Here is a 19,713-nt window from a genome sequence, read left to right as displayed (position 1 = left end):
ACGAGATAAGATGCAAAATTAAGGAAAAGGGGCTGATCGGGGCCACGTTAGCTTTGACGTATTGCGGGATTTTATGGGATTACTGCGGTTTAACCGGCGCCTGAGACGGGCTCACAAAGGAAAACAGTAGGGAGTCAATAAGGAATCCCGTATATTTGTTAGCCAATTCCCGAGGTAAGCATGAGCACACCACAAACAAATACAGCCAACAGGCCCGTTATCGGCATCACGATCGGCGACATCAACAGCATCGGCGCTGAGATCATTATTAAAACTTTTGCAGATAACCGGATGCTGGAGCTATGCACGCCCATCATTTTCGCGTCCAACAAAACGGTGAACTTTTACCGTAAGCTGGTCAACGAAAACAACTTTAACTACCAGAGCATAAAGGACTTTACAAAACTTAGCGATAAGCAGGTAAATGTATTTAACTGCTGGGAAGAAGAGGTGCAGATCACCCCGGGAGTGATCAATGAAATTGGTGGCAAATACGCAGCCCGCTCGCTGGCCGTAGCCATTCAATGTCTTAAAGACGGCGACATCGCGGGGCTCATTACCGCGCCCATCCACAAAAACAACATCCAAAGCCAGGACTTCAACTACACCGGTCATACACCTTACCTGCGCGACAGCTTTAAAGCGAAAGACGTGCTGATGCTGATGACTGCCGACAACATGCGGGTGGGCCTGCTTACCGAACATGTGCCGGTAGCAGAAATCGCCAAATATGTAACGGTTGAAAACATCCTCCAGAAGCTGGCATTGATGAAAGATAGCCTTATACGCGACTTCGGTATCGACAATCCACGCATCGCTGTGCTGGGCCTTAACCCGCACGCAGGTGACGATGGCCTTATCGGTACGGAAGAACAAAAACAAATCATCCCGGCCATTAAACAGGCCAAACATAACGGTACTCTTTGCTTCGGGCCTTACAGTGCAGATGCCTTTTTTGCACGCGGTATGCACGAGCAGTTCGATGGCATCCTGGCGATGTACCACGACCAGGGACTCATCCCCTTTAAATCACTCGCTGCCGGCCACGGCATCAACTACACCGCAGGATTACCGATCGTACGCACCTCGCCCGACCACGGCACCGCGTTCGATATTGCCGGTAAAAACCTGGCCGACCCGGATTCCTTCCGCCAGTCGATTTACAGTTGTATCGATATCATTAACCAGCGCCAGCGTTACGCCGAAAATACGCGCAACCCGCTGAAGAAAATGGAACTCGCGTCCGAATAACAGCTTACCTACAGGTAAAACGAAATGATCTCCAGCACGCCATCTGCTGCATCGTAGTAATGCTCATTCCTGCCCTTTATTTTAAACTCTACGTCCTGCAGGCTGTCGATGGTAGACACATCGCCGCCCAGCCGGTCGATGAGGCCAAATACCTGTAAGCGGCTGTGCTGGTAAAAACGGCATTTAAAAGTGTATTCCAGCGACTGTATCGACTTACGATACGCCGGTGCCAACCCCGGCGACACATCCTCATAAGGCAAAGAGTAATCCATCAACACCAGGTTAGTACGGTTGCGGGTGCGGAAGCGGCGCATGATGTCGTAAAACTTTTCCTGCGTGATGTAATGCACAACACCTTCAAAAACGACGATCGTCGGCACATCCTTGTCGTATCCTGCTGTAACGAGACAGTCCAGCAGGTGGTGCGGGTCCGTAATATCGCAGTGGATGAGATGCAGCTGCGTGGCATTTGGCGCGAGTTTGCGGTAAATAATTTCTTTTTCGGCCAGATGCGCTGTGTCTACCTCGAAGATTTGTGCGATATCATCGCTGTAACGTTCCAGCAGCTGCAAGCCGAGCGGGTCGAGGCCTGCACCTAAGATCACCACCTGTACCGGCTCACTTTCGGGCAGATAAGCGTCCGCGAGGAAACGCAGATATTGCTTGCGGAACTGCACCACGCGGCTCATGGCACCGGGTACATCGTTCAGCTTTTCGAGCATCGGCTCAATGGCGGAGAGGTCGAGGTGCGACAGGTAATCCCTGCCAATACCATCAACAAAGATCTCGCGGGCCTGTAACAGCACCAGCGCGGCGGTGGGAGCCACCTGTACTTTTTGATCGAGGAGTTCCATAGCAGTGTCTTTTTTTGGGTTAAACGTGGTATACTGAAGTTAACACCAGGAACTGCATTGCGCATGCGCCGGATTTATTTGCCAGCGTTAAGATAAGATTGTATCGACTTCACATAATTTTCGAAAGCCGCCACACCTGTCGGGGTAATTTTACAAATCGTCTGGGGATAGTTGTCTTTGAACTGCTTTATCACTTCTATATAAGCAACTTCTTTTAGTTTGTTGATCTGCACACTCAGGTTGCCTGCGGTAGCATTCGTTTTTTCTTTCAGGAAAGTGAACTCGGCCTCCTTCACGCTGATGAGTACAGACATGATCGCCAGCCGTAGCTGCGAGTGTAATACCGGATCCAGTTCCTGAAAGTCCATCATGATTCCATTTCACGTTGTTGCTGCTTTTTCCACGCGGCCCTGAGTATGTAACCGGGAATTAAATAACCGGCGAACACTGCGAGGGCAGTAAACAACATCACATATAAAAACTTTACGAGCAGCAGGGAAGCGAGGCAGCAAAGCCAGGTAATGACCGCGCCAACAATCATCGCACGCAACTTCATCGATACGCCCAATACGTACATCATGAGCCCATATAACATCAGTAAAAAAGCAAAAGCGTGGTTGGCTGACACCGAACTGAAGTTCATGGAAAAGATCACAATGAAAACACAAATGTAAAAACCTGTCGCAAAATGGCGGAACAATTCGTCCATATATGTTTTTACCTTTTCCTGCTTTTTAGGTTTTACCAGGTTGATGATGAGCAACACCACGCACACCAATAAAAAGATATTCCATGGCAGAAATGGCCAGGCATACTCCGTGTAGATCAGCACCGCAGAGGAGACGGCGCAGGCCAGCAACATCCAACCCCAGAACAGCAGGCCGCTGCCACTCATGGCCATACCTTCCCTTGCGGAGTGGATCATCGTTTGTATCAGTTCCAGGCTTTCGCGCCCGGTCATTGGTTTTTCGTCTTCAGGCATCATGTTTAAATGCTTTTCTTTTTCACGTCCAAACGCAGCAGGTAACCGGGTAAAAAATATCCCAACAACGCGGCTGTGGCTACCGTAAGCAAGGTATTATAATAATCGAACACGTGGAAAATCAGTAAGCTGCCCGCCCAATTGATGATCGCACCGTAAACGAACGGTTTAAACTTAAAAATACGACCAGAAATAAAGATCCACAAACCGTACAACACTAATATTACCCCCAGGCCATGTTTATAACCCAGTGCAGAGAAGGAAAAGATGATGATGCCGAGCGATACGAGAAACGCCGTCAGCACCGAAAGAAATATTTCCAGGGCTACAATTTTCGCCCCGCTGCGTTTACGACATCGCGTATTGTAGATCGCTGTAATAATGCCTGCCAGCGGCATCAATGTAGCCCAACCGATCCAGTGAAAAGTTACCCCGAACTTCATGAGCGCATATTGCAACAAAGCGGCCGCACCTACAAAGCCGCCCCATAACATGTAGTCGAATCCATCACTCAGTACCCGCTCTTTTACCTGTTCTATCATCTGGGTGATGACGCGTAGACTGTCTTCATACGAAAACTGTTCCTGCTGTTCCATAGTATAGTGTTTTAATAACGGCTGATGAATATACGTTTTTATTCATCAGCCGTATGTGGATTACCTGCCGATTTTACTTAACAATGATTCCGTATATTCTTTACCCCAGTTAGGCGCAAGGCTGCTGGCGGGTTTGAAAGCATCGAACTTCTTCAGTGACAGCTCAAACTTCTCTTTCGCTTTTACTTTGCTGCCGCCGAACTGCTCTGGTGTATAGAAAAGGCTTTGTCCTTCCAGCAGATAGATGCGCGGATTTTCGGCATCGTATTTTTTCGCATCACTTAGGTACCTGGCCGCTACAGGACTCAGCTTGCGGCCGCGGGTCATGGGATCGGCGTTGATACGTGCGGTGGTGATCAGCGATTTGAGGCAGGCAATTTCAGCGTTATCTTTGCTCAGCGCTTCCGCTTTTTCAATACTCTTTTCGGCCTGATCGGCGAACGCGTCGATGGCATTTGAGCCTTGTGCGTCAAGCGCCTGCATCACACGACAGTAGGCAGCGTAGTAGTAAGGCAGCCATTGTGTTTTTTCGGCTTCGGCAATTCGGTCGAACGTGTTGGCGCTTTGTGCCAGGCCGCCAGACTGCTGGTTTTTATACATTTCGCCAATTTGCTGTTCCATTGTTTCCTGGTATTGCGCGCTTTGTGCATTTGCAATGGTCGCAACGGTCGTCAGCATCAAAAAGAAAGAAAGAAAACGTTTCATGAGTGATATATTTTTTGGTATTGAACAGATGAATTAATTGTTGTCGATTACTTCCTGGCGGCGGTCTACGCCAAAGCTCATAAACATGCCTACGAAAAAGAAGCTCGGCGTCATGGGCCTTACCGCACTGCGGCGTAATCCGTCGCTGGAGTAACGATAGCCATACTCCTGCTGCTGACCGGCCAGATTCGAGATGGACAGTACGAACACCGTAAATGCTTTACCCACGGTGGTCAGGTAGTTGGCCGTGAGGCCGAGCGTATTGAAAGTTCTTGTACGGTCACGCATAAACTCCGCTACGGGGCGATTTGGATTGTAGTATGGGCGGCCCGTAGCAAAGCTGTACGTAACGCCGATATTCGTAGATATCGCCGAGAAGAATTGTTTGTATACGAATGATGCAGTGTGCTTCGCAGCAAAGTCCGGCTGCACTTCCCGCGGATAATTCAGGTAATCTCTTTTTGTGTCGAGATATGAATACGATATCCAGTAGTCACCGTTCTTAATTGTTTTCTTATCACGCCAGAACAGCTCTACACCCTGCGCATAACCAGTTCCATCGTTATTCAGGGCCGGTGCCGTTTTAATCAGATCATGGTACTTTTTGTAAAACAGTTCCGTACGTAAGGTATAGGCAACCGAGCGCCGTTCGTAGGTAGCGATGTAGTGGGTAGCACGCATGTAATTCAAATCATTTCGCTGGCGCAGATACTGTTGCTCGGGCTTTTGATAAAACTCGCCATAAGCCAGCGATACCTGGCCCGCATCATCCAGTTTGTACGACATCGATACACGCGGCGCGAGGTTCACCTTATCCATCAGTGAAGTGTATTCCGTCCGCAAACCCGCGCGGCCAACGAACTTCGGCGTGAAGTATACATCCGCTTCAATAAAACCTGCCCCGAAATTATCATCGTAGTCGAGTTGATACTGATTGTAGGAAGTGTTTTCTACTGCGTATTGATATTCACCACCAACGCGCAGCGATGAAAAAGCGCCAAGGCTTTTTGAGAACACCAGTCGCGCCTGCGATAAGTCGGAACGGCTGCCTACCCTGGCTTCCAGGTTTTTCATTACCGTGTCCATATGGAGGTTGTCTTTGTTCGTGCTGTAAGAAATGCCCGCGTTCATTCTCCAACCCTTGCCCAAACTTTCGCGGTAAGTGATGTTGCTGTATACATTATAGTTTTTCAACTCGAACAACTCTTCATCGCCTTCATATTCGAGGCTTTCGCTACGATAGCCGAAGCGGCTCCAGTTGCCGTAGAAATAAGCCTTCAGCATACCTGTTTTAGATGTTTTTCGGCGATAGCTGAACGAGCCACCTGCAATTTCGGGATACGTGGTGGGTTGCCGTAATGTTTTAAAGACTTTGAAGTAAGGCAACAGGTTGGTATAGTTTGCTTCCACTGTATAAGCACTCTTTTGGTCCTTTGCAAGCTGCTCAAATCCAAGGCTTCCGCCGATCGTCATAATGCCGACTGAGGACGAAGAACGCGTAGGCAAATCATTCGACTCGAGTATCAGCGCCGATGAAAGACCTTGTCCGTATTGTGCGGAGTAGCCACCGCTGCTGAAGGAAGTGCCTTTAAAAAGGAATGGCGAAAACCGACCACGGGCGGCAAAATCAGGCATACCGGAAAAGAATGGATTGCGCACCATCATGCCATCGATGAACGTCTGCGTTTCATAGCTGGTACCACCCCGTACGAAGAGGCCTTCCTTATCACCCACCTGCTGCGCACCAGGCAAAGTTTTTAACGCAGCCACGATATCTGCATTCGCGCCGCCTGTCGTCACAATATCCAGCGACTGCAGGATGGTATTCTTTTTATCGTCACTTGCTTCGAAGCTGCCTGCCGAAATCGTTACCATCTTCAATTCATTCACCGCATCCTTCAGCATAATATTTAAGTTGATAGCAGTACCGCCCAGGTTCACCGTTTGCTCGAACGGCTTATACCCCACGATCGTGGCCGACAACAACTGATCACCTTTTGCCGAAGTGGTGAAACTATAGGAACCATCCGCTGCCGACGACGCGCCGTCGTAGGTGCCTTTGATGTATATGTTTACGCCGGGAAGCGGCTGCTTTTTACCGTCAGTGATTTTGCCGGAGATTTTTGTTTGTGCCTGTAATACTGCAGGGACGAGCAGGAAGAGCAGACTGAGTAATTTAGGGGACATAACAGGTGTTGTTTGATGGATCAAATGTAGTTTGGTTTATTTTATAAACCAAACTACAAAACAAACAAGGCACTGATAAATCCGTCCAATTGCATGGTAATCAGTCAGAAAAAAAGATAAAGTTTTTTTGCCCGCCTGGGACGATTGATAGTTTTCTTATATTTATCCTATGATGAATCGATACCTTTTAATTGCCGTACTCACCTTTTTGCTGAGCCCCTGCTTCGGCCAGCAGCCTCAGATTGCCGAGATCCGTAAAGCCGTGGCCGCGATAAACGCAGATACGGCGTACGTACAGGTTCGCCTGGACAATGAATCGTATCTCGAAGAAATGACGGATCGCGGAGGTTATCTTATGGGGTTATACAAAAAGGACCAGCTTAAAAAGATGATCAGCTGGATTGGCTATTCGAATAGCATCGCTATCACCGAATATTACTTTCAGAACGGCCAGCTCATTTTCGTGTACGACCTGCTGAAAGCGTTCGCCTACGATGAAAAGAAGCAGCAACTCGATGAAGACCGGACGAATATCACGTACGAGGGCCGATACTATTATCAGAACGGGAAAAAGATAGATGCGAAGGTAACGGGCACCGTGCCAAAAGGTACGGCAACGGATTGGGTACAGATGGTGAAGCAACTGGAGCCTTTGGTGGAGAGCGTGAGGAAAACGCCATGAGGTTCAGACGCTATTATCTGCTAATGATCTGCATTCCCGTGACAAGTACCGCGTTTCTCGGACTCACTGTCAGCTATAATCAATTTCTTCGCGAAGTAAATTCGCCATAAAAAAACGCTCCCGCCACTACGTGACGGGAGCGTGATATGATCAGACTTACTTAAAAACTAAGCAAATCTTGGTTTCAGTTCGTTAGCCAATGCTACCATACGGTCGGTATCAGCTTTTTCCAGGTTACCTTTTTTGAAGGCAGCCAGTACTTCCGGCAGGCGAACTTCCATTTCGTTCAGGAATGCATCTTCGAACGCTTTCACGTTTTTCAAAGGTACTTCGCGGAGCAAACCTTGCGTACCCAGGAAGATGATCGCTACCTGTTTTTCAACAGTGAACGGGCTGAACTGCGCCTGCTTCAGGATTTCCACGTTACGGGCACCACGGTCCAGGATGGATTTGGTTGCAGCATCGAGGTCACCACCGAATTTAGAGAACGCTTCCATCTCACGGTATTGTGCCTGGTCAAGTTTCAGGGTACCAGATACTTTTTTCATGGATTTGATCTGAGCGTTACCACCTACGCGGCTTACAGAGATACCTACGTTGATCGCAGGACGTACGCCGGAGTTGAACAGGTTCGACTCCAGGAAGATCTGACCATCGGTGATGGAGATCACGTTCGTTGGGATGTATGCAGATACGTCACCAGCCTGAGTTTCGATGATCGGCAAAGCTGTCAGGGAACCACCACCTTTAACCAGGTGTTTGATGGAATCCGGGCAGTCGTTCATTTCACGTGCGATTTCATCTTTCGCGATGATTTTCGCAGCGCGCTCGAGCAGACGGCTGTGCAGGTAGAATACGTCACCAGGATAAGCTTCGCGGCCTGGAGGACGACGGAGCAGCAGGGACACCTCACGGTAAGCAACCGCCTGTTTAGACAGGTCATCGTATACGATCAGGGCAGGACGGCCAGTGTCGCGGAAGAACTCACCGATTGCAGCGCCGGAGAACGGAGCATAGAACTGGAGAGGAGCCGGATCAGCGGCAGATGCTGCTACGATGGTAGTGTAAGCCATCGCGCCATTTTCCTGCAGGGTTTTCATTACACCTGCAATGGTAGAAGCTTTCTGACCAATCGCTACATATATACAGTATACAGGTTTACCTGCGTCGTAAAATTCTTTCTGGTTGATGATGGTATCGATACAGATCGCAGTTTTACCGATCTGACGGTCACCGATCACCAGCTCACGCTGACCACGGCCGATAGGGATCATCGCGTCGATCGCTTTGATACCAGTCTGCAGCGGTTCTTTAACTGGCTCGCGGTAGATTACACCCGGAGCTTTACGTTCGATAGGCATTTCGTACAGTTCGCCAGCGATTGGACCTTTACCATCGATCGGCTGACCGAGAGTATTGATTACCCGGCCAACGAGACCTTCACCTACTTTAATGGAAGCAATCTGACCGGTACGACGCACTTTCGCGCCTTCCCTGATATTGCCCTGCTCACCCATCAATACCACACCCACGTTATCTTCTTCCAGGTTCAGTGCGATGGCTTTAACGCCACTTTCAAATTCAACCAGTTCACCGGAGCGAACATTGTTCAAACCGTACACGCGGGCAATACCATCACCCACTTGCAGCACTGTACCTACTTCTTCGAGCTCCGCAGAGGCGTTGAAGTTGCTCAGTTGCTGGCGTAATATCGCCGAAATTTCATCGGGTTTAATACCTACCATAATTATAAACTTTAATAAACGTCGTTAAGGTTTTAACTAAAATAACGACAACAGCTTGCGGCTACGCAGCGACTGTTGTAAAAATTTTATCGGATGTCGGACACGTAAATGTTCGACAGGAATTGTTTTTTAATGTCTTTCAGGTCGCGCTGTACAGAAGCGTCGAACAACTGATCACCGGTTTCCAGTACAAAGCCACCGATCAACTCGGGGTTTACAGCAGATTCCATGGTTACCTTACGGCCGGCAGTCTGCTCGGCTTTCAGGCGGATTGCGTCCAGTGTTTCAGTCGCAACAGGAACGGCAGTGGTGATTTTTACAGTTGTGATGTTTTTGATCACGTTGTATTGTTTGATCACCTCTTCAGCTACCTGCGGCAATGCGCTTTCCCTGCTTTTCTCCGTGATCAGTTTCACGAAACCGGCAGTGATCGCACTGATTTTTCCCTCCAGCACAGCACCAAGGATTTTCACCTTTTTGTCAGCTTTGATGATCGGGCTTTTCAGCAAGGCCACCACGTCCGGGTTGCTTTTGAAGATCGCCTTCAACAGCTGCATATCGGTATGCACTGCTTCCAGTTCATTTTTTTCGACGGCCAGGTCAACTACTGCCTTCGCGTACCTGGATGCTAAACGGGGATTTTGCATATTGTTTTATTCTGATGCCGGCCGAAATTACTCCCGGCCTGGCATATTTAGAATTAGTTCAGTTTAATTTCTCCTGCCAGCTCTTTGATGTAAGCTTCCTGTGCAGCCTGGCCGCCCAGTTCTTTACGCAGAACTTTCTCAGCCACTTCCACCGCGAGTTTGCCTACCTGGTTTTTTACGTCGGTAAGGGCAGCCATCTTCTGGTTTTCGATAGCGTTGTAAGCTTCGTTGATGATCTTTTTCGCTTCAGCCTGCGCCTGTGTTTTAGCTTCGCTGATGATCTGATCTTTCGCTTCTTTAGCTTCTTTCAGGATCTTGCTCCTCTCTGCTTTAGCTTCAGCCAGTACGTGTTCGTGCTCGGCTTTCATCTGCGCCATTTCGTCTTTCACGCGTTCAGCAGAAGCGATAGAATCAGCGATGGAAGTTTCCCTTTCCTTCAGTGCAGCCAGGATTGGTTTCCACGCGAACTTCTTCAGGATGAGGTAAAGAATGCCAAAAATGACAAATGAAATGGTAAACAAGCCTAGTGCAGGCAATAAGAGATCCATGTTCTGATGATATTTAGAAATTTACTTTGATCTTAAGAGAATTACTGCATCCCTTGCCCTATGCGCAGGATGCAGTAATTAAGATTGTTCTTACAGTACAACAGCGAGCAGACCCGCGATAACGCCGAACAGGGCAACACCCTCTACCAGCGCCGCAGCCAGGATCATGTTTGCACGGATGTCGTTTGCAGCTTCTGGCTGACGAGCGATGCTTTCCAGCGCGCTCTTACCGATGTTACCTACGCCAATACCTGCAGCGATTGCAGCAATACCAGCGCCAACAGCGCCACCGGCTTTAGCCAGGCCAGACGCAGCTGCAGCCTGCAATAAAACAGTTAAAAGTGCCATAATTGATTATGTATTTGAAATTAAAAATGTGCTTGATTAGTGATGATGCTCCTCGTGATGCGCTCCTTCCATCGCCTGGCCCACAAACACTGCTGTGAGGTTAGCGAAAATGAATGCCTGAATGAAGGCTACCAGCAGTTCCAGCATCATCATCACCAGGTTAAAGATGATGGAGATAGGCATGAAACCGTAACCGGCCGCTTTGTTCAGTGAACCAAATATGAATATCAGGGAAATAATGCTCAGGATGATGATGTGACCAGCCAGGATGTTCGCGAACAACCTGATCATCAGGGAGATCGGTTTGGTGAACACACCAATCAGCTCTACCGGCGCCAGGATTGGCTTCACCCATGATGGAACCGGAGGATTCACGATGTGACCCCAGTAATGTTTGTTAGATGCCCAGCAAGTAGCGATGAAGCTGAACAGCGCCAGCGCAGCCGTTACCGCGATGTTACCGGTTACGTTCGCAGAACCAGGCAAAAGGCCAAACAGGTTGTTGATCAGGATAAAGAAGAAGATGGTCAGAATGAACGGAGTGAAACGCTCTGCACGGTAACCAGGAATGTTTGGTTTCACCACCTCATCACGGATGAAGATGATCACCGGCTCGATCAGGCCCTGGAAACCTTTCGGAGCGGATTTAACACCACGCTTCTTATAAGTATTTGCTACGCCGATCATCAGGAACACCAGTAACAGCGTGGCGATGAGCATGGCAGTAATGTTTTTGGTAATTGACCAGTCCTGGATTTTAGCACCGGTAGGCATGCCCGCTTCGTCCACTTCGATGATTTTACCAGCGGAGTATACGTTAGGGTCCAGGCCTTTCTCATGGATGTAATGCTCGTCCAGCAGGCGGTAGCCTTCGTAGGTAGTGTGACCGTGGTGAAACTCGCTTGACATGAACGAGGTAAAACCGCGCTCAGGATGGTAGATAATTACGGGCAGCGGAATAGTGGCGTGAAAATCATCGATGCTGAAAAAGTGCCAGTCGTGGGCATCTTTAACGTGACCGAGAATCACTTCTTTCGCGTCAAAACCTTTCTTTTCTTCATGATGGCCTTCGCCATGGGCTTGCGCCTCATGACCAGCCTCGTTGGCGAGGTCAGCTTCATGAATCGTAGTGTCAGTGTGCTGTTGATGCTGGGCGCTAACGATGGTTGTTCCAACCATGCAAAATGCCGCAATCAGGGCTACCAGTCTGTATTTGGATTTGATTAAAGAAATCACCGCTTTCTGAAATTTTGCGCAAAGATATGAGATTTTAGTTCATTTTGGACCCGGCGTGTAAAAAAAAGGGGCATACTGCTGTAATTCTGTAAATATCAAATGTTTACTGCACAAAATCAACCTGATTTATATCAGTTTTTCACAACGGAAATCGCATCAACTTAAATGATAAAAAATTAGATATAAGGTGAACCTTCAGGCATACGCGTTAAAACATCAGCTACTGTCAAAAAAAAGACTAAATCTGGCTTTCCGCCTTTTTAAACTGCATCATGTACAACTTATGATAAAAACCTTCCAATCGAAGCAGCTCCTCGTGGTTACCCATCTCCTTGATCTCCCCTTTGTCCAGCACAATGATTTTATCAGCCTTGCTGATCGTCGACAGGCGGTGAGCGATTACGATAGCGGTACGGTCGGCGATAAGTTTGTCGATCGCATGCTGGATCAACATTTCTGACTCTGTATCTACGGAAGAGGTAGCCTCGTCGAGGATGAGGATGGCGGGGTCATATAACAGGGCACGGATAAACGAGATGAGCTGGCGCTGCCCGAGCGATAGGGTACTACCGCGCTCCATCACCTGGTAATCGTAGCCGCCTGGCAGTTGAAGGATAAACTCGTGCATGCCGATCAGCTTCGCCGCCTGCTCCACCTGCTCCCTGCTAATGGCCGGGTTGCGAAGGGTAATATTTTCATAGATAGAACCAGAGAACAGAAACACGTCCTGCAACACCACGCCTATCCTGCTGCGCAACGCATCCAGCCTATAGTCAGCCAGCGGCACACCATCAATGCTGATCGTACCTTTCTGCACCTCGTACAAACGGTTCAGGATGCTGATGATGGTCGTTTTACCTGAGCCGGTATGCCCAACGATGGCCACGGTCTGGCCGGGCTTAACGTCAAAATCCACATCTTTCAGCACATAACGCTCTTCTTTATAAGCAAACCAAACATGATCGAAGGTGATACCACCTTTCATGTGCTCGCCGGTCTTGGTACCGTTATCCGCGATGTACTCGTTGCTGTCCAGCACTTTGAATACGCGCTCACTGGCCACCATACCCATTTGCAGGGTGTTAAACTTATCGGCTAGTATACGCAGCGGACGAAACAGCATGTTCAGGTACATGATGAAAGCAATCATCACGCCCTGGGTCACTTCGAAGTTCAGCACTTTATTGGCACCCCACCACACCATCAACCCAAGAGAAATGGCCAGGATTATTTCCACTACCGGGAAAAATACAGAGTAAGCGAAAATAGCGTCGACGTTCGCTTTGCGATGATCTTTATTGATGTTGCGGAACTTGCCATATTCACGGTTCTCGGCGGAAAACGCCTGCACGACCACCATACCGGTCAAATGCTCCTGCACAAAGGCGTTCAGGGCCGACACGGCGTTACGCACGCGGTGAAAGGATTTGTTTACGCTTTCTTTGAAGATGTAAGTCGCGAAGATAAGCACGGGGAAAGGAGACAGACTGATCAGGGTAAGCCGCCAGTCCTCATAAAACATCACGCCGAGAATGGCTACAATCATCAGCAGATCGGCTACGATGGAGATGATACCCTCCGAGAAAATATCGTTGATCGCCTCAATGTCATTAATCGTACGCGTTGTAAGCGTACCGATAGGCGTTTTGTCGAAGAATGCCAGGTCGAGCCGCACTACCTTTTTATACACGGCCACACGCATATCCTTGATTACGGATTGCCCCAGCAGGTTCGTGAGATAGGAGAAGAAGAAACGCACAACGGTTTCTATCACCAGCAATCCCACCTGCAAAATAGTGACCGTCAGCAACATGCGCATCAGGTCGTTGGAAATATACTTGTCTACCGACAACTGGATAAGATAAGGTCGTACCGGCGATAGTAACGCCAGCAACACCGTAAGGAACATGGACAAGTAAAACGACCGCCGATAGGGCCGGGCGAATGTAAAAACCCTCCTTAACAAACTAAAATCGAAAACCTTCTTCTTAACCGCAGTATTCTCCAAGCTATCTTCAGATTACGTATTCAACAATAACAAAGTGGTTTACAAACCTAGTGATTTTTAGGCAAACTGCATGTCGTGCGGTATAATCGGCAAGGGGGAACAGTTGCCTGTTCCCCCTTGCAATGTATGTTATTTTTCGTCTTTCATAATTTGCCGGTAGGCCTTGATAAAGATGGCTCCCAGGTTTTTGTGTGGCGGCACGTAGTCGTCGAACAGCGGCTTGTTACGGGCATCCCCTGCAAATTTTTTACTGAGCGACGCCCACATGTTTACCCAGTCCACATTTTTACCTGCACGTACCTGGTCTTCCAGGCTGCGGATGATCGGCTCGTTCACCCAGCGGGTACCCACCTGTTTAGAGGAAATGATGTGCGCCTCCGGCGATTTTTCCAGCACCACGGCCAGGTTATGATACCCCCCGCAGGATCCCAGTATCACGATGCGCGCCGTGCTTTGCAGGTTGTCGAGCGTCGTGTTCACGTGGTAACTGTGACCACGGTGGATGAAGATCGTCGGGTGAATACCTTTCTCATCCAGGTACTGACCCAGTTTGGTAATGGCTTCCTTATCACCCGGCTCATCGATCGGGTTGTTAGCGTAAATCGTCGTGGGTTTGCCTTTCAACGAGGTGATTGTGGTCCAGTGCGCGTTTTTCTGCACTTTCCATTCGCCGCCAGGGAAGTTGCCCATGAAGCTGGCGTAGGAATCCTGGCCGTCTTTATCGCCGTAAAAGAACACCTGCTGGTAGATGCGGCCGCTGTCACTTTGCAGAGAGCTAAACTCCACATGGTTGATCGGCGGCAGTTGCAGCTTGGCCGACATTTGCTTTGCCCAGGCAGAATCGGTGCTCTTACCTTCAGGTGCAAAAAGGCTGCTGAGCAGCTCGTAAATCACGATACCACGCCTGTCTTTCTTACGGCTTACGTAGCTCAGGTTGGATTGCACTTCTGAACGCAGGAAGGTCATTAGCTTTTCGTCGCGGATACTACCGAACGAGTTAGCCACGTCCACCGCATCTTCAAGGTCCTCGGTTTTCTCCAGGTTGCTCACGAATTTTTTCATGAGATAAGTGGAGTTTTCCTCCGCCATGGATTTCAGGAAGTGGTCGAGGGTATTAAAGCCCGCGGCCATCGCCAGGAATTTCTTAAAGCGATCGAAGCTTACCAGTAAGAGCAGGCTGTCGCCACGCGGCGGCTTCATACGGCTCATCATCTGGTCGTACAAGCCCGCCCCTGCGTGGTTCGTATAGCTGGAAGTATACAATTCCTCCTGGCCATTTACGATCAGGTAGTAAAGCTCTTCCGGGGTAAAGTCTTTTACAATGCGGAAACGCACAGGGGCACCTTCCTCATGCAGGTCATTAATTTCGCGGATGTAACGGAGGGATTTAGCCCTCATGTTATCATTCATGGCCTTCATACCCAGTATCTGCTCCCCGTCCACCTTACGCTTCTGCAACTGAATAGTGGTCTTTACCATCTGGCGAAAATACTGGTCGTCGTTGTCCACGGCCTTTTCCAGGTCGCTGACGGTCGCACGGCCCGCGAGTATTTCATCAATAAAAGGTAATATTTTGATAGACTGGTTTGATTTACCGATGCTAACGATCGTTTGCACCAGCGGATCGTTATTTCTGCGGATGGCGGAAGCTGTCGGCGTATAGGAAGTAGCGTAAGTCAATACCTGGTTCGGGCTGATGCGCGCTACGGCAGCGATAATAGAGTCGGTTACCGGGTACTCGAGAAAGGGCCCAAGTTTAGGCATGATCGTTTCCAGGTTGTCGAACGCATATTTCGAGAACAGCTGCACCTTCGCCTCTTTGTAACCGGGATTGTCCTGGAAAGGCTCTACCAGGCGCTCGCCGGCCTCAAACGACAGAGAGCCCATATAGGGCACGATACTTTTGCCGGCGATATCTGCCTTCATCATGCTGCTATAGGCCGCCACAATAGCGGGCGCCTCTTCAGCCTTAATGCGGCCGTAAGCACGTTTAGTATTATAGTCACGCAAAATCTGGTGCAGGCCTGACAGGTATTTCACCTTCAAACGATGGTCCAGCGCGGTATCGCGCTCAATGTCCACCTGCATGGCATCCACCTGTTTGATCAGGGCGTTGGTTACCTGTAGGTTCAGGCTTCTGTCTTCAGAAACCTTTACCAACTCTGGCTTAGCTTCTCCTTTATTACCAAATTTGAGGGCCTCGGTTTGTTCCTTGTCGATATTGTCATGGAAACCTTGCCGACCTATAGGGATCTGCAAACTGCTGCTACCATTTCCGTTTTGTGCGTATAACCATCCACTTTGAAATACTCCAAAAGATATGATTATCAATAATTTTCTCATTAATAATGATTTACACTCTCTTCTATACTGCAAATTTACGACCAAATTTGCCCCCGTCAAAGCAGCCCACGCCCGGCCCTGAAAAAATGGCAGGTCCGCAAGGGGCGGTTGAGATCGTAAAATCCAGGCATTTATTTTTTCCGTAACTTGCTGTCTATAAATACCTTAAGGCAGTGACCTGAATTAACAATTATATAATGTTATCATTCCATTAATCACGCCCTATCCTGCCTAATTTTGCAGCGTCTTTTAAAACTAAAGTTTATGATGATGGACCAAGCGGTAGCCGGAAAAATACTGGTAGTTGATGATGAAACGGACATCCTTGAAATTATCAGTTATAACCTGAGAAGTGCAGGCTATGACACGGTAGTCGCTAAAGATGGCAGTGAAGCCATCCAGAAAGCGAAAATTTTCCGCCCGGACCTGATCATGCTGGATATTATGATGCCTAACAAAAATGGTATCGATACCTGCCGCGATCTGAGAAAGTTGCCTGAATTTAAAGACACCATGATCCTCTTCCTCACTGCATTGAACGACGAAAAGTCGGAAATCGAAGGACTGAACATGGGTGCCGACGATTATATCGCCAAACCGATCAAGCCGAAATTGCTGGTAAGCCGCATCAATGCGCTGTTCCGCAGGCTCTACAAACAGGAAGAAACCAAACTGCTGCTCGGGGACCTCACCATCGACCGCGAAAAGTTTGCAGTTACCTATAAAGACCAGGAAATTGTACTGGCAAAGAAAGAATTTGAGTTGCTGCAGCTGCTGGCCTCCAAGCCCGGCCGCGTATTTCTCCGCAACGAGATTCTCAACCAGGTATGGGGCACCGAAGTAATCGTGGGCGACCGTACCATTGACGTACACATCCGCAAAATCCGCCAGAAGATCGGTATCGACCTGATTACCACCGTAAAAGGCGTGGGCTACAAGTTCGAGATGTAAGGCTTACATAAAATATTAATATGGAAGGGAGCGCGTAATGCGCTTTCTTTGTTTATTCTTTTACCTACTTTTGGAGCTTTACAAACGTGAAGGCGCTAAGTGCTTGTTATGGCAAATAAAAAAATTGACTTAATTTCCCTGTATTACAACAATTACTCACTCTGGAGTATGCTCAAAGCCAAAAACCTATCACCGCAAAAACTGGCCGCTTTTACCGCCCTGATCTTATCTGTGGCGGCCGCTATCGGTACTTTGCTGATTGATCCGAACATTAAAACCGTGGCCATCGCTTTCGTGGTGACCTTCCTGGTGGCGTATTACCTGTACCTGTATACGCTGCAGAACTTCATCTACCGGAAGATCAAACTCATTTATAAGTTCATCTACCAAACCAAAGCGACCAAACGGGAAGACTTTTTCAACAAAAACATCCTGCCCCTCAAAACTATTGAGGAAGTAAGTGAAGACGTAGAAAAGTGGGCGAGCCAGAAAAAGGAAGAACTGGACAACCTCCGCCGGAACGAAGCTTTCCGTAAGGAGTTCCTCATGAACCTTTCGCACGAATTGAAAACACCCATTTTCGCGGTACAAGGTTATATCCACACCCTGCTGGACGGTGCCATGGAAGACCCGACCGTGAATAAGATGTTCCTGAAAAACGCCACCAAGAACATCGATCGTCTTTGCGGACTGCTCGACGACCTGGACGAAATATCCAAACTGGAGAGCGGTGAAATGACCATCAATACTGAGATATTCGTCATCCAGGACCTGGTGCGCGATGTATTTGACACCCTCTCGCTCAAGGCAAAACAAAAAGAGATCAAATTCAGTATCAAGAAAGGATGTGAAGCGCCGGTGCAAGTGTTGGCAGATAAGGAAAAAGTACGCCAGGTACTGATTAACCTGATCGACAACTCTATCAAATACGGCAAGCAACAGGGCAGCACGGTAGCCAGCATTTATAACCTGGATGGCAAAACGCTGCTCGTAGAGATATCCGATGACGGTATCGGCATGCAGGAAGAACACCTGCCGCGTGTATTCGAAAGGTTTTACCGCACCGACAAAGCGCGTAGCCGCGATATTGGCGGTACCGGTTTAGGGCTGGCCATCGTAAAACACATTATTGAGGCGCATGGGCAAACCATTAATGTGAGGAGCAAGCCGGACGTGGGGTCGACGTTTGGGTTTACACTGGAAACTGTAAGAGAATAGATATAAAAAGCCGCCGGGATCACCGGCGGCTTTCTTATTTTAGAACCGGAATTGTAACCGGCATGTAAACACGTTATCCTTCAAATCATCTGTATACCCTTCCAAACTCGTTCCCTCATTATCTACCATATCGTAGTTGAAGAACATTTTCAGTTGCGGGCTGAAGTGATACAAGTAACAAATGCCCAATGTGTTGTACTTTATATCCGCCGCTGTAAAGCGATCGTCCACATTATCGCCGATGTCCTTTCCTTTCACCTCTGTATTGGGATCGTACCAGTCGTACTTCACAATCAGCTGATGTTTGAGGCTATGCAGGTGTTGCACGTAATAGAAGTAAGCACCATCAAATGGACGGATGTACAGCGGAGCGGGCACGCCGCCCGCCATAGGAATGCTCCCCGGCGTTTCGGTTGTCGCTGCCGTGGCAGTCTGTTTACCGCGGATATATTCGGCGCGGAACTCCGTCCACCCAACGCGATTGGCGACCCGCAATTGAGCGTCTGCGCCGTAATAATGGCGTGGCGCTACCTTATCTATATTCCCGGTGGAATCGATGACAAATGCTTTCCCCTGGATTTTATTGATGTAAGGAGTAAATTGTTGCATGCCGCCCTGTAGCACCGACGCGCCCACAGACAGCCGCATCTTAGGCGAAACCTTCAGCTGGCGGAAGTATGCACGGGCGATAAAGTCCTTATGGCTATCGTAATCCGCTGTTCCGGACAGCCCCTGTCCGTTAAAAAAACCGGCATCTACTTTCAGCTTCCGCCAGAAGTCCTTCCGCCGGCGCGGCTCCCAACTGATCATTGCACCCAGGTCACGTTCCGTCCGCATCAGGATTTGTGACATACGGCCACGTTCCGGCGTTTCACGGTCGCTGGACGACAGGTTGATCTCGTAGCCGAACGGGCGGGGAAATACGCCCGCTGTAAGCGAGAACATGTCATATTTGTTTTCGAAGAAGCGCCCCCAGAAGTCACGGATATTTACGCCGCGTTCTGTTCCATCGAACTGGAAAGCAAACTGCACCACCGGCATACTGTCTTTATTGGAACGTTCGTAGTCTACGCGGATACGGCCCCGGCGTAACATGAAGCGATTGTTCACGTGTTGAGCGAAGTCGCCCCCGGCATATCCCTTTGCCCCCTGGCGTTGCGCAATCTGGAACTGCGGCTGCATATAACCACCCAGTCGCAGGGAATTAAAATTTTTATACATAGAGAACATCCCCTTCCCCACGTCGGTGGAAGTATCGATCATGTCCATCAGGAACTGGGCGCGGGAAACACTGCTGATAGAAAGCAGCAGGCAGAGCATTACCGGGAACACGGCTTTTTTCATGCGACACATAGAATTTGCGCAAAAATAGCCGGAAAAGGTTAACGTAACAATTTGGTAACAATAAGTTA

18 protein-coding genes are annotated in these 19,713 nt (G+C 48.8%); 4 read left to right on the top strand and 14 right to left on the bottom strand.

Going from position 1 to position 19,713, the window contains the following annotated elements; all coding sequences use genetic code 11:
• Positions 1-180 precede the first annotated feature (180 nt).
• Complete coding sequence (pdxA, locus tag MKQ68_RS24620; RefSeq protein WP_264281378.1) at positions 181-1,251, top strand: 4-hydroxythreonine-4-phosphate dehydrogenase PdxA; 1,071 nt, start codon at positions 181-183, stop codon at positions 1,249-1,251.
• 8 nt (positions 1,252-1,259) lie between these two features.
• On the opposite strand, the gene MKQ68_RS24615 is transcribed toward pdxA, so the two are convergent.
• From MKQ68_RS24615 to MKQ68_RS24590, 6 genes are all read right to left on the bottom strand, one after another.
• Complete coding sequence (locus tag MKQ68_RS24615) at positions 1,260-2,105, bottom strand: class I SAM-dependent methyltransferase (RefSeq protein WP_244845345.1); 846 nt, start codon at positions 2,103-2,105, stop codon at positions 1,260-1,262.
• 74 nt (positions 2,106-2,179) lie between these two features.
• The gene (locus MKQ68_RS24610; RefSeq protein WP_264281377.1) at positions 2,180-2,476 is read right to left on the bottom strand and encodes a winged helix-turn-helix domain-containing protein; all 297 of its coding nucleotides are present in this window, start codon (positions 2,474-2,476) and stop codon (positions 2,180-2,182) included.
• Entirely contained in the window at positions 2,473-3,090 is a 618-nt protein-coding gene (locus tag MKQ68_RS24605) for a hypothetical protein (protein WP_264281376.1), read from the bottom strand. Before MKQ68_RS24605 ends, MKQ68_RS24610 begins: the two co-directional genes overlap by 4 nt.
• Before the next feature lie 2 nt (positions 3,091-3,092).
• Positions 3,093-3,683, bottom strand: coding sequence for a hypothetical protein (locus tag MKQ68_RS24600; protein WP_264281375.1), 591 nt, complete (start codon positions 3,681-3,683; stop codon positions 3,093-3,095).
• A gap of 60 nt (positions 3,684-3,743) precedes the next feature.
• On the bottom strand, positions 3,744-4,388 hold the full coding sequence (locus MKQ68_RS24595) for a hypothetical protein (protein WP_264281374.1): 645 nt from the start codon (positions 4,386-4,388) through the stop codon (positions 3,744-3,746).
• A gap of 33 nt (positions 4,389-4,421) precedes the next feature.
• Entirely contained in the window at positions 4,422-6,575 is a 2,154-nt protein-coding gene (locus tag MKQ68_RS24590) for a TonB-dependent receptor (RefSeq protein WP_264281373.1), read from the bottom strand.
• A 169-nt stretch (positions 6,576-6,744) separates the two neighbouring features.
• Here MKQ68_RS24590 and MKQ68_RS24585 point away from each other — a divergent pair, with 169 nt between their 5' ends.
• A complete protein-coding gene (locus MKQ68_RS24585; RefSeq protein WP_244845332.1) occupies positions 6,745-7,257 on the top strand; it encodes a hypothetical protein in 513 nt (170 codons plus the stop codon).
• Positions 7,258-7,424: 167 nt separating this feature from the next.
• On the opposite strand, the gene atpA is transcribed toward MKQ68_RS24585, so the two are convergent.
• The 7 genes from atpA to MKQ68_RS24550 all read right to left on the bottom strand — a co-directional run bounded on the left by atpA (position 7,425) and on the right by MKQ68_RS24550 (position 16,132).
• Complete coding sequence (atpA, locus tag MKQ68_RS24580) at positions 7,425-9,002, bottom strand: F0F1 ATP synthase subunit alpha (RefSeq protein ID WP_264281372.1); 1,578 nt, start codon at positions 9,000-9,002, stop codon at positions 7,425-7,427.
• An 86-nt stretch (positions 9,003-9,088) separates the two neighbouring features.
• Positions 9,089-9,649 (bottom strand): ATP synthase F1 subunit delta, encoded by a 561-nt coding sequence (atpH, locus tag MKQ68_RS24575; protein ID WP_264281371.1) that lies wholly within the window; start codon positions 9,647-9,649, stop codon positions 9,089-9,091.
• Positions 9,650-9,702: 53 nt separating this feature from the next.
• The gene (gene atpF / locus MKQ68_RS24570) at positions 9,703-10,197 is read right to left on the bottom strand and encodes a F0F1 ATP synthase subunit B (protein WP_264281370.1); all 495 of its coding nucleotides are present in this window, start codon (positions 10,195-10,197) and stop codon (positions 9,703-9,705) included.
• 90 nt (positions 10,198-10,287) lie between these two features.
• The gene (atpE, locus tag MKQ68_RS24565) at positions 10,288-10,545 is read right to left on the bottom strand and encodes an ATP synthase F0 subunit C (RefSeq protein WP_078670146.1); all 258 of its coding nucleotides are present in this window, start codon (positions 10,543-10,545) and stop codon (positions 10,288-10,290) included.
• Positions 10,546-10,581: 36 nt separating this feature from the next.
• Positions 10,582-11,781, bottom strand: a complete 1,200-nt coding sequence (atpB, locus tag MKQ68_RS24560) for a F0F1 ATP synthase subunit A (protein WP_264281369.1) — start codon at positions 11,779-11,781, stop codon at positions 10,582-10,584.
• A 238-nt stretch (positions 11,782-12,019) separates the two neighbouring features.
• Entirely contained in the window at positions 12,020-13,690 is a 1,671-nt protein-coding gene (locus tag MKQ68_RS24555) for an ABC transporter ATP-binding protein (RefSeq protein ID WP_264283669.1), read from the bottom strand.
• Between the two features lie 228 nt (positions 13,691-13,918).
• A complete protein-coding gene (locus tag MKQ68_RS24550) occupies positions 13,919-16,132 on the bottom strand; it encodes a hypothetical protein (RefSeq protein WP_264281368.1) in 2,214 nt (737 codons plus the stop codon).
• A gap of 264 nt (positions 16,133-16,396) precedes the next feature.
• Here MKQ68_RS24550 and MKQ68_RS24545 point away from each other — a divergent pair, with 264 nt between their 5' ends.
• The gene (locus MKQ68_RS24545; protein WP_264281367.1) at positions 16,397-17,083 is read left to right on the top strand and encodes a response regulator; all 687 of its coding nucleotides are present in this window, start codon (positions 16,397-16,399) and stop codon (positions 17,081-17,083) included.
• A 108-nt stretch (positions 17,084-17,191) separates the two neighbouring features.
• Positions 17,192-18,301 (top strand): sensor histidine kinase, encoded by a 1,110-nt coding sequence (locus tag MKQ68_RS24540; RefSeq protein WP_264281366.1) that lies wholly within the window; start codon positions 17,192-17,194, stop codon positions 18,299-18,301.
• Between the two features lie 39 nt (positions 18,302-18,340).
• Here MKQ68_RS24540 and MKQ68_RS24535 read toward each other — a convergent pair whose 3' ends face one another.
• Entirely contained in the window at positions 18,341-19,645 is a 1,305-nt protein-coding gene (locus MKQ68_RS24535) for a porin (RefSeq protein ID WP_264281365.1), read from the bottom strand.
• Positions 19,646-19,713 lie beyond the last annotated feature (68 nt).

Source organism: Chitinophaga horti, from assembly GCF_022867795.2.
GTDB classification, from domain to species: Bacteria; Bacteroidota; Bacteroidia; order Chitinophagales; family Chitinophagaceae; genus Chitinophaga; species Chitinophaga horti.
This window is presented reverse-complemented; position numbering and strand designations above follow the sequence as displayed.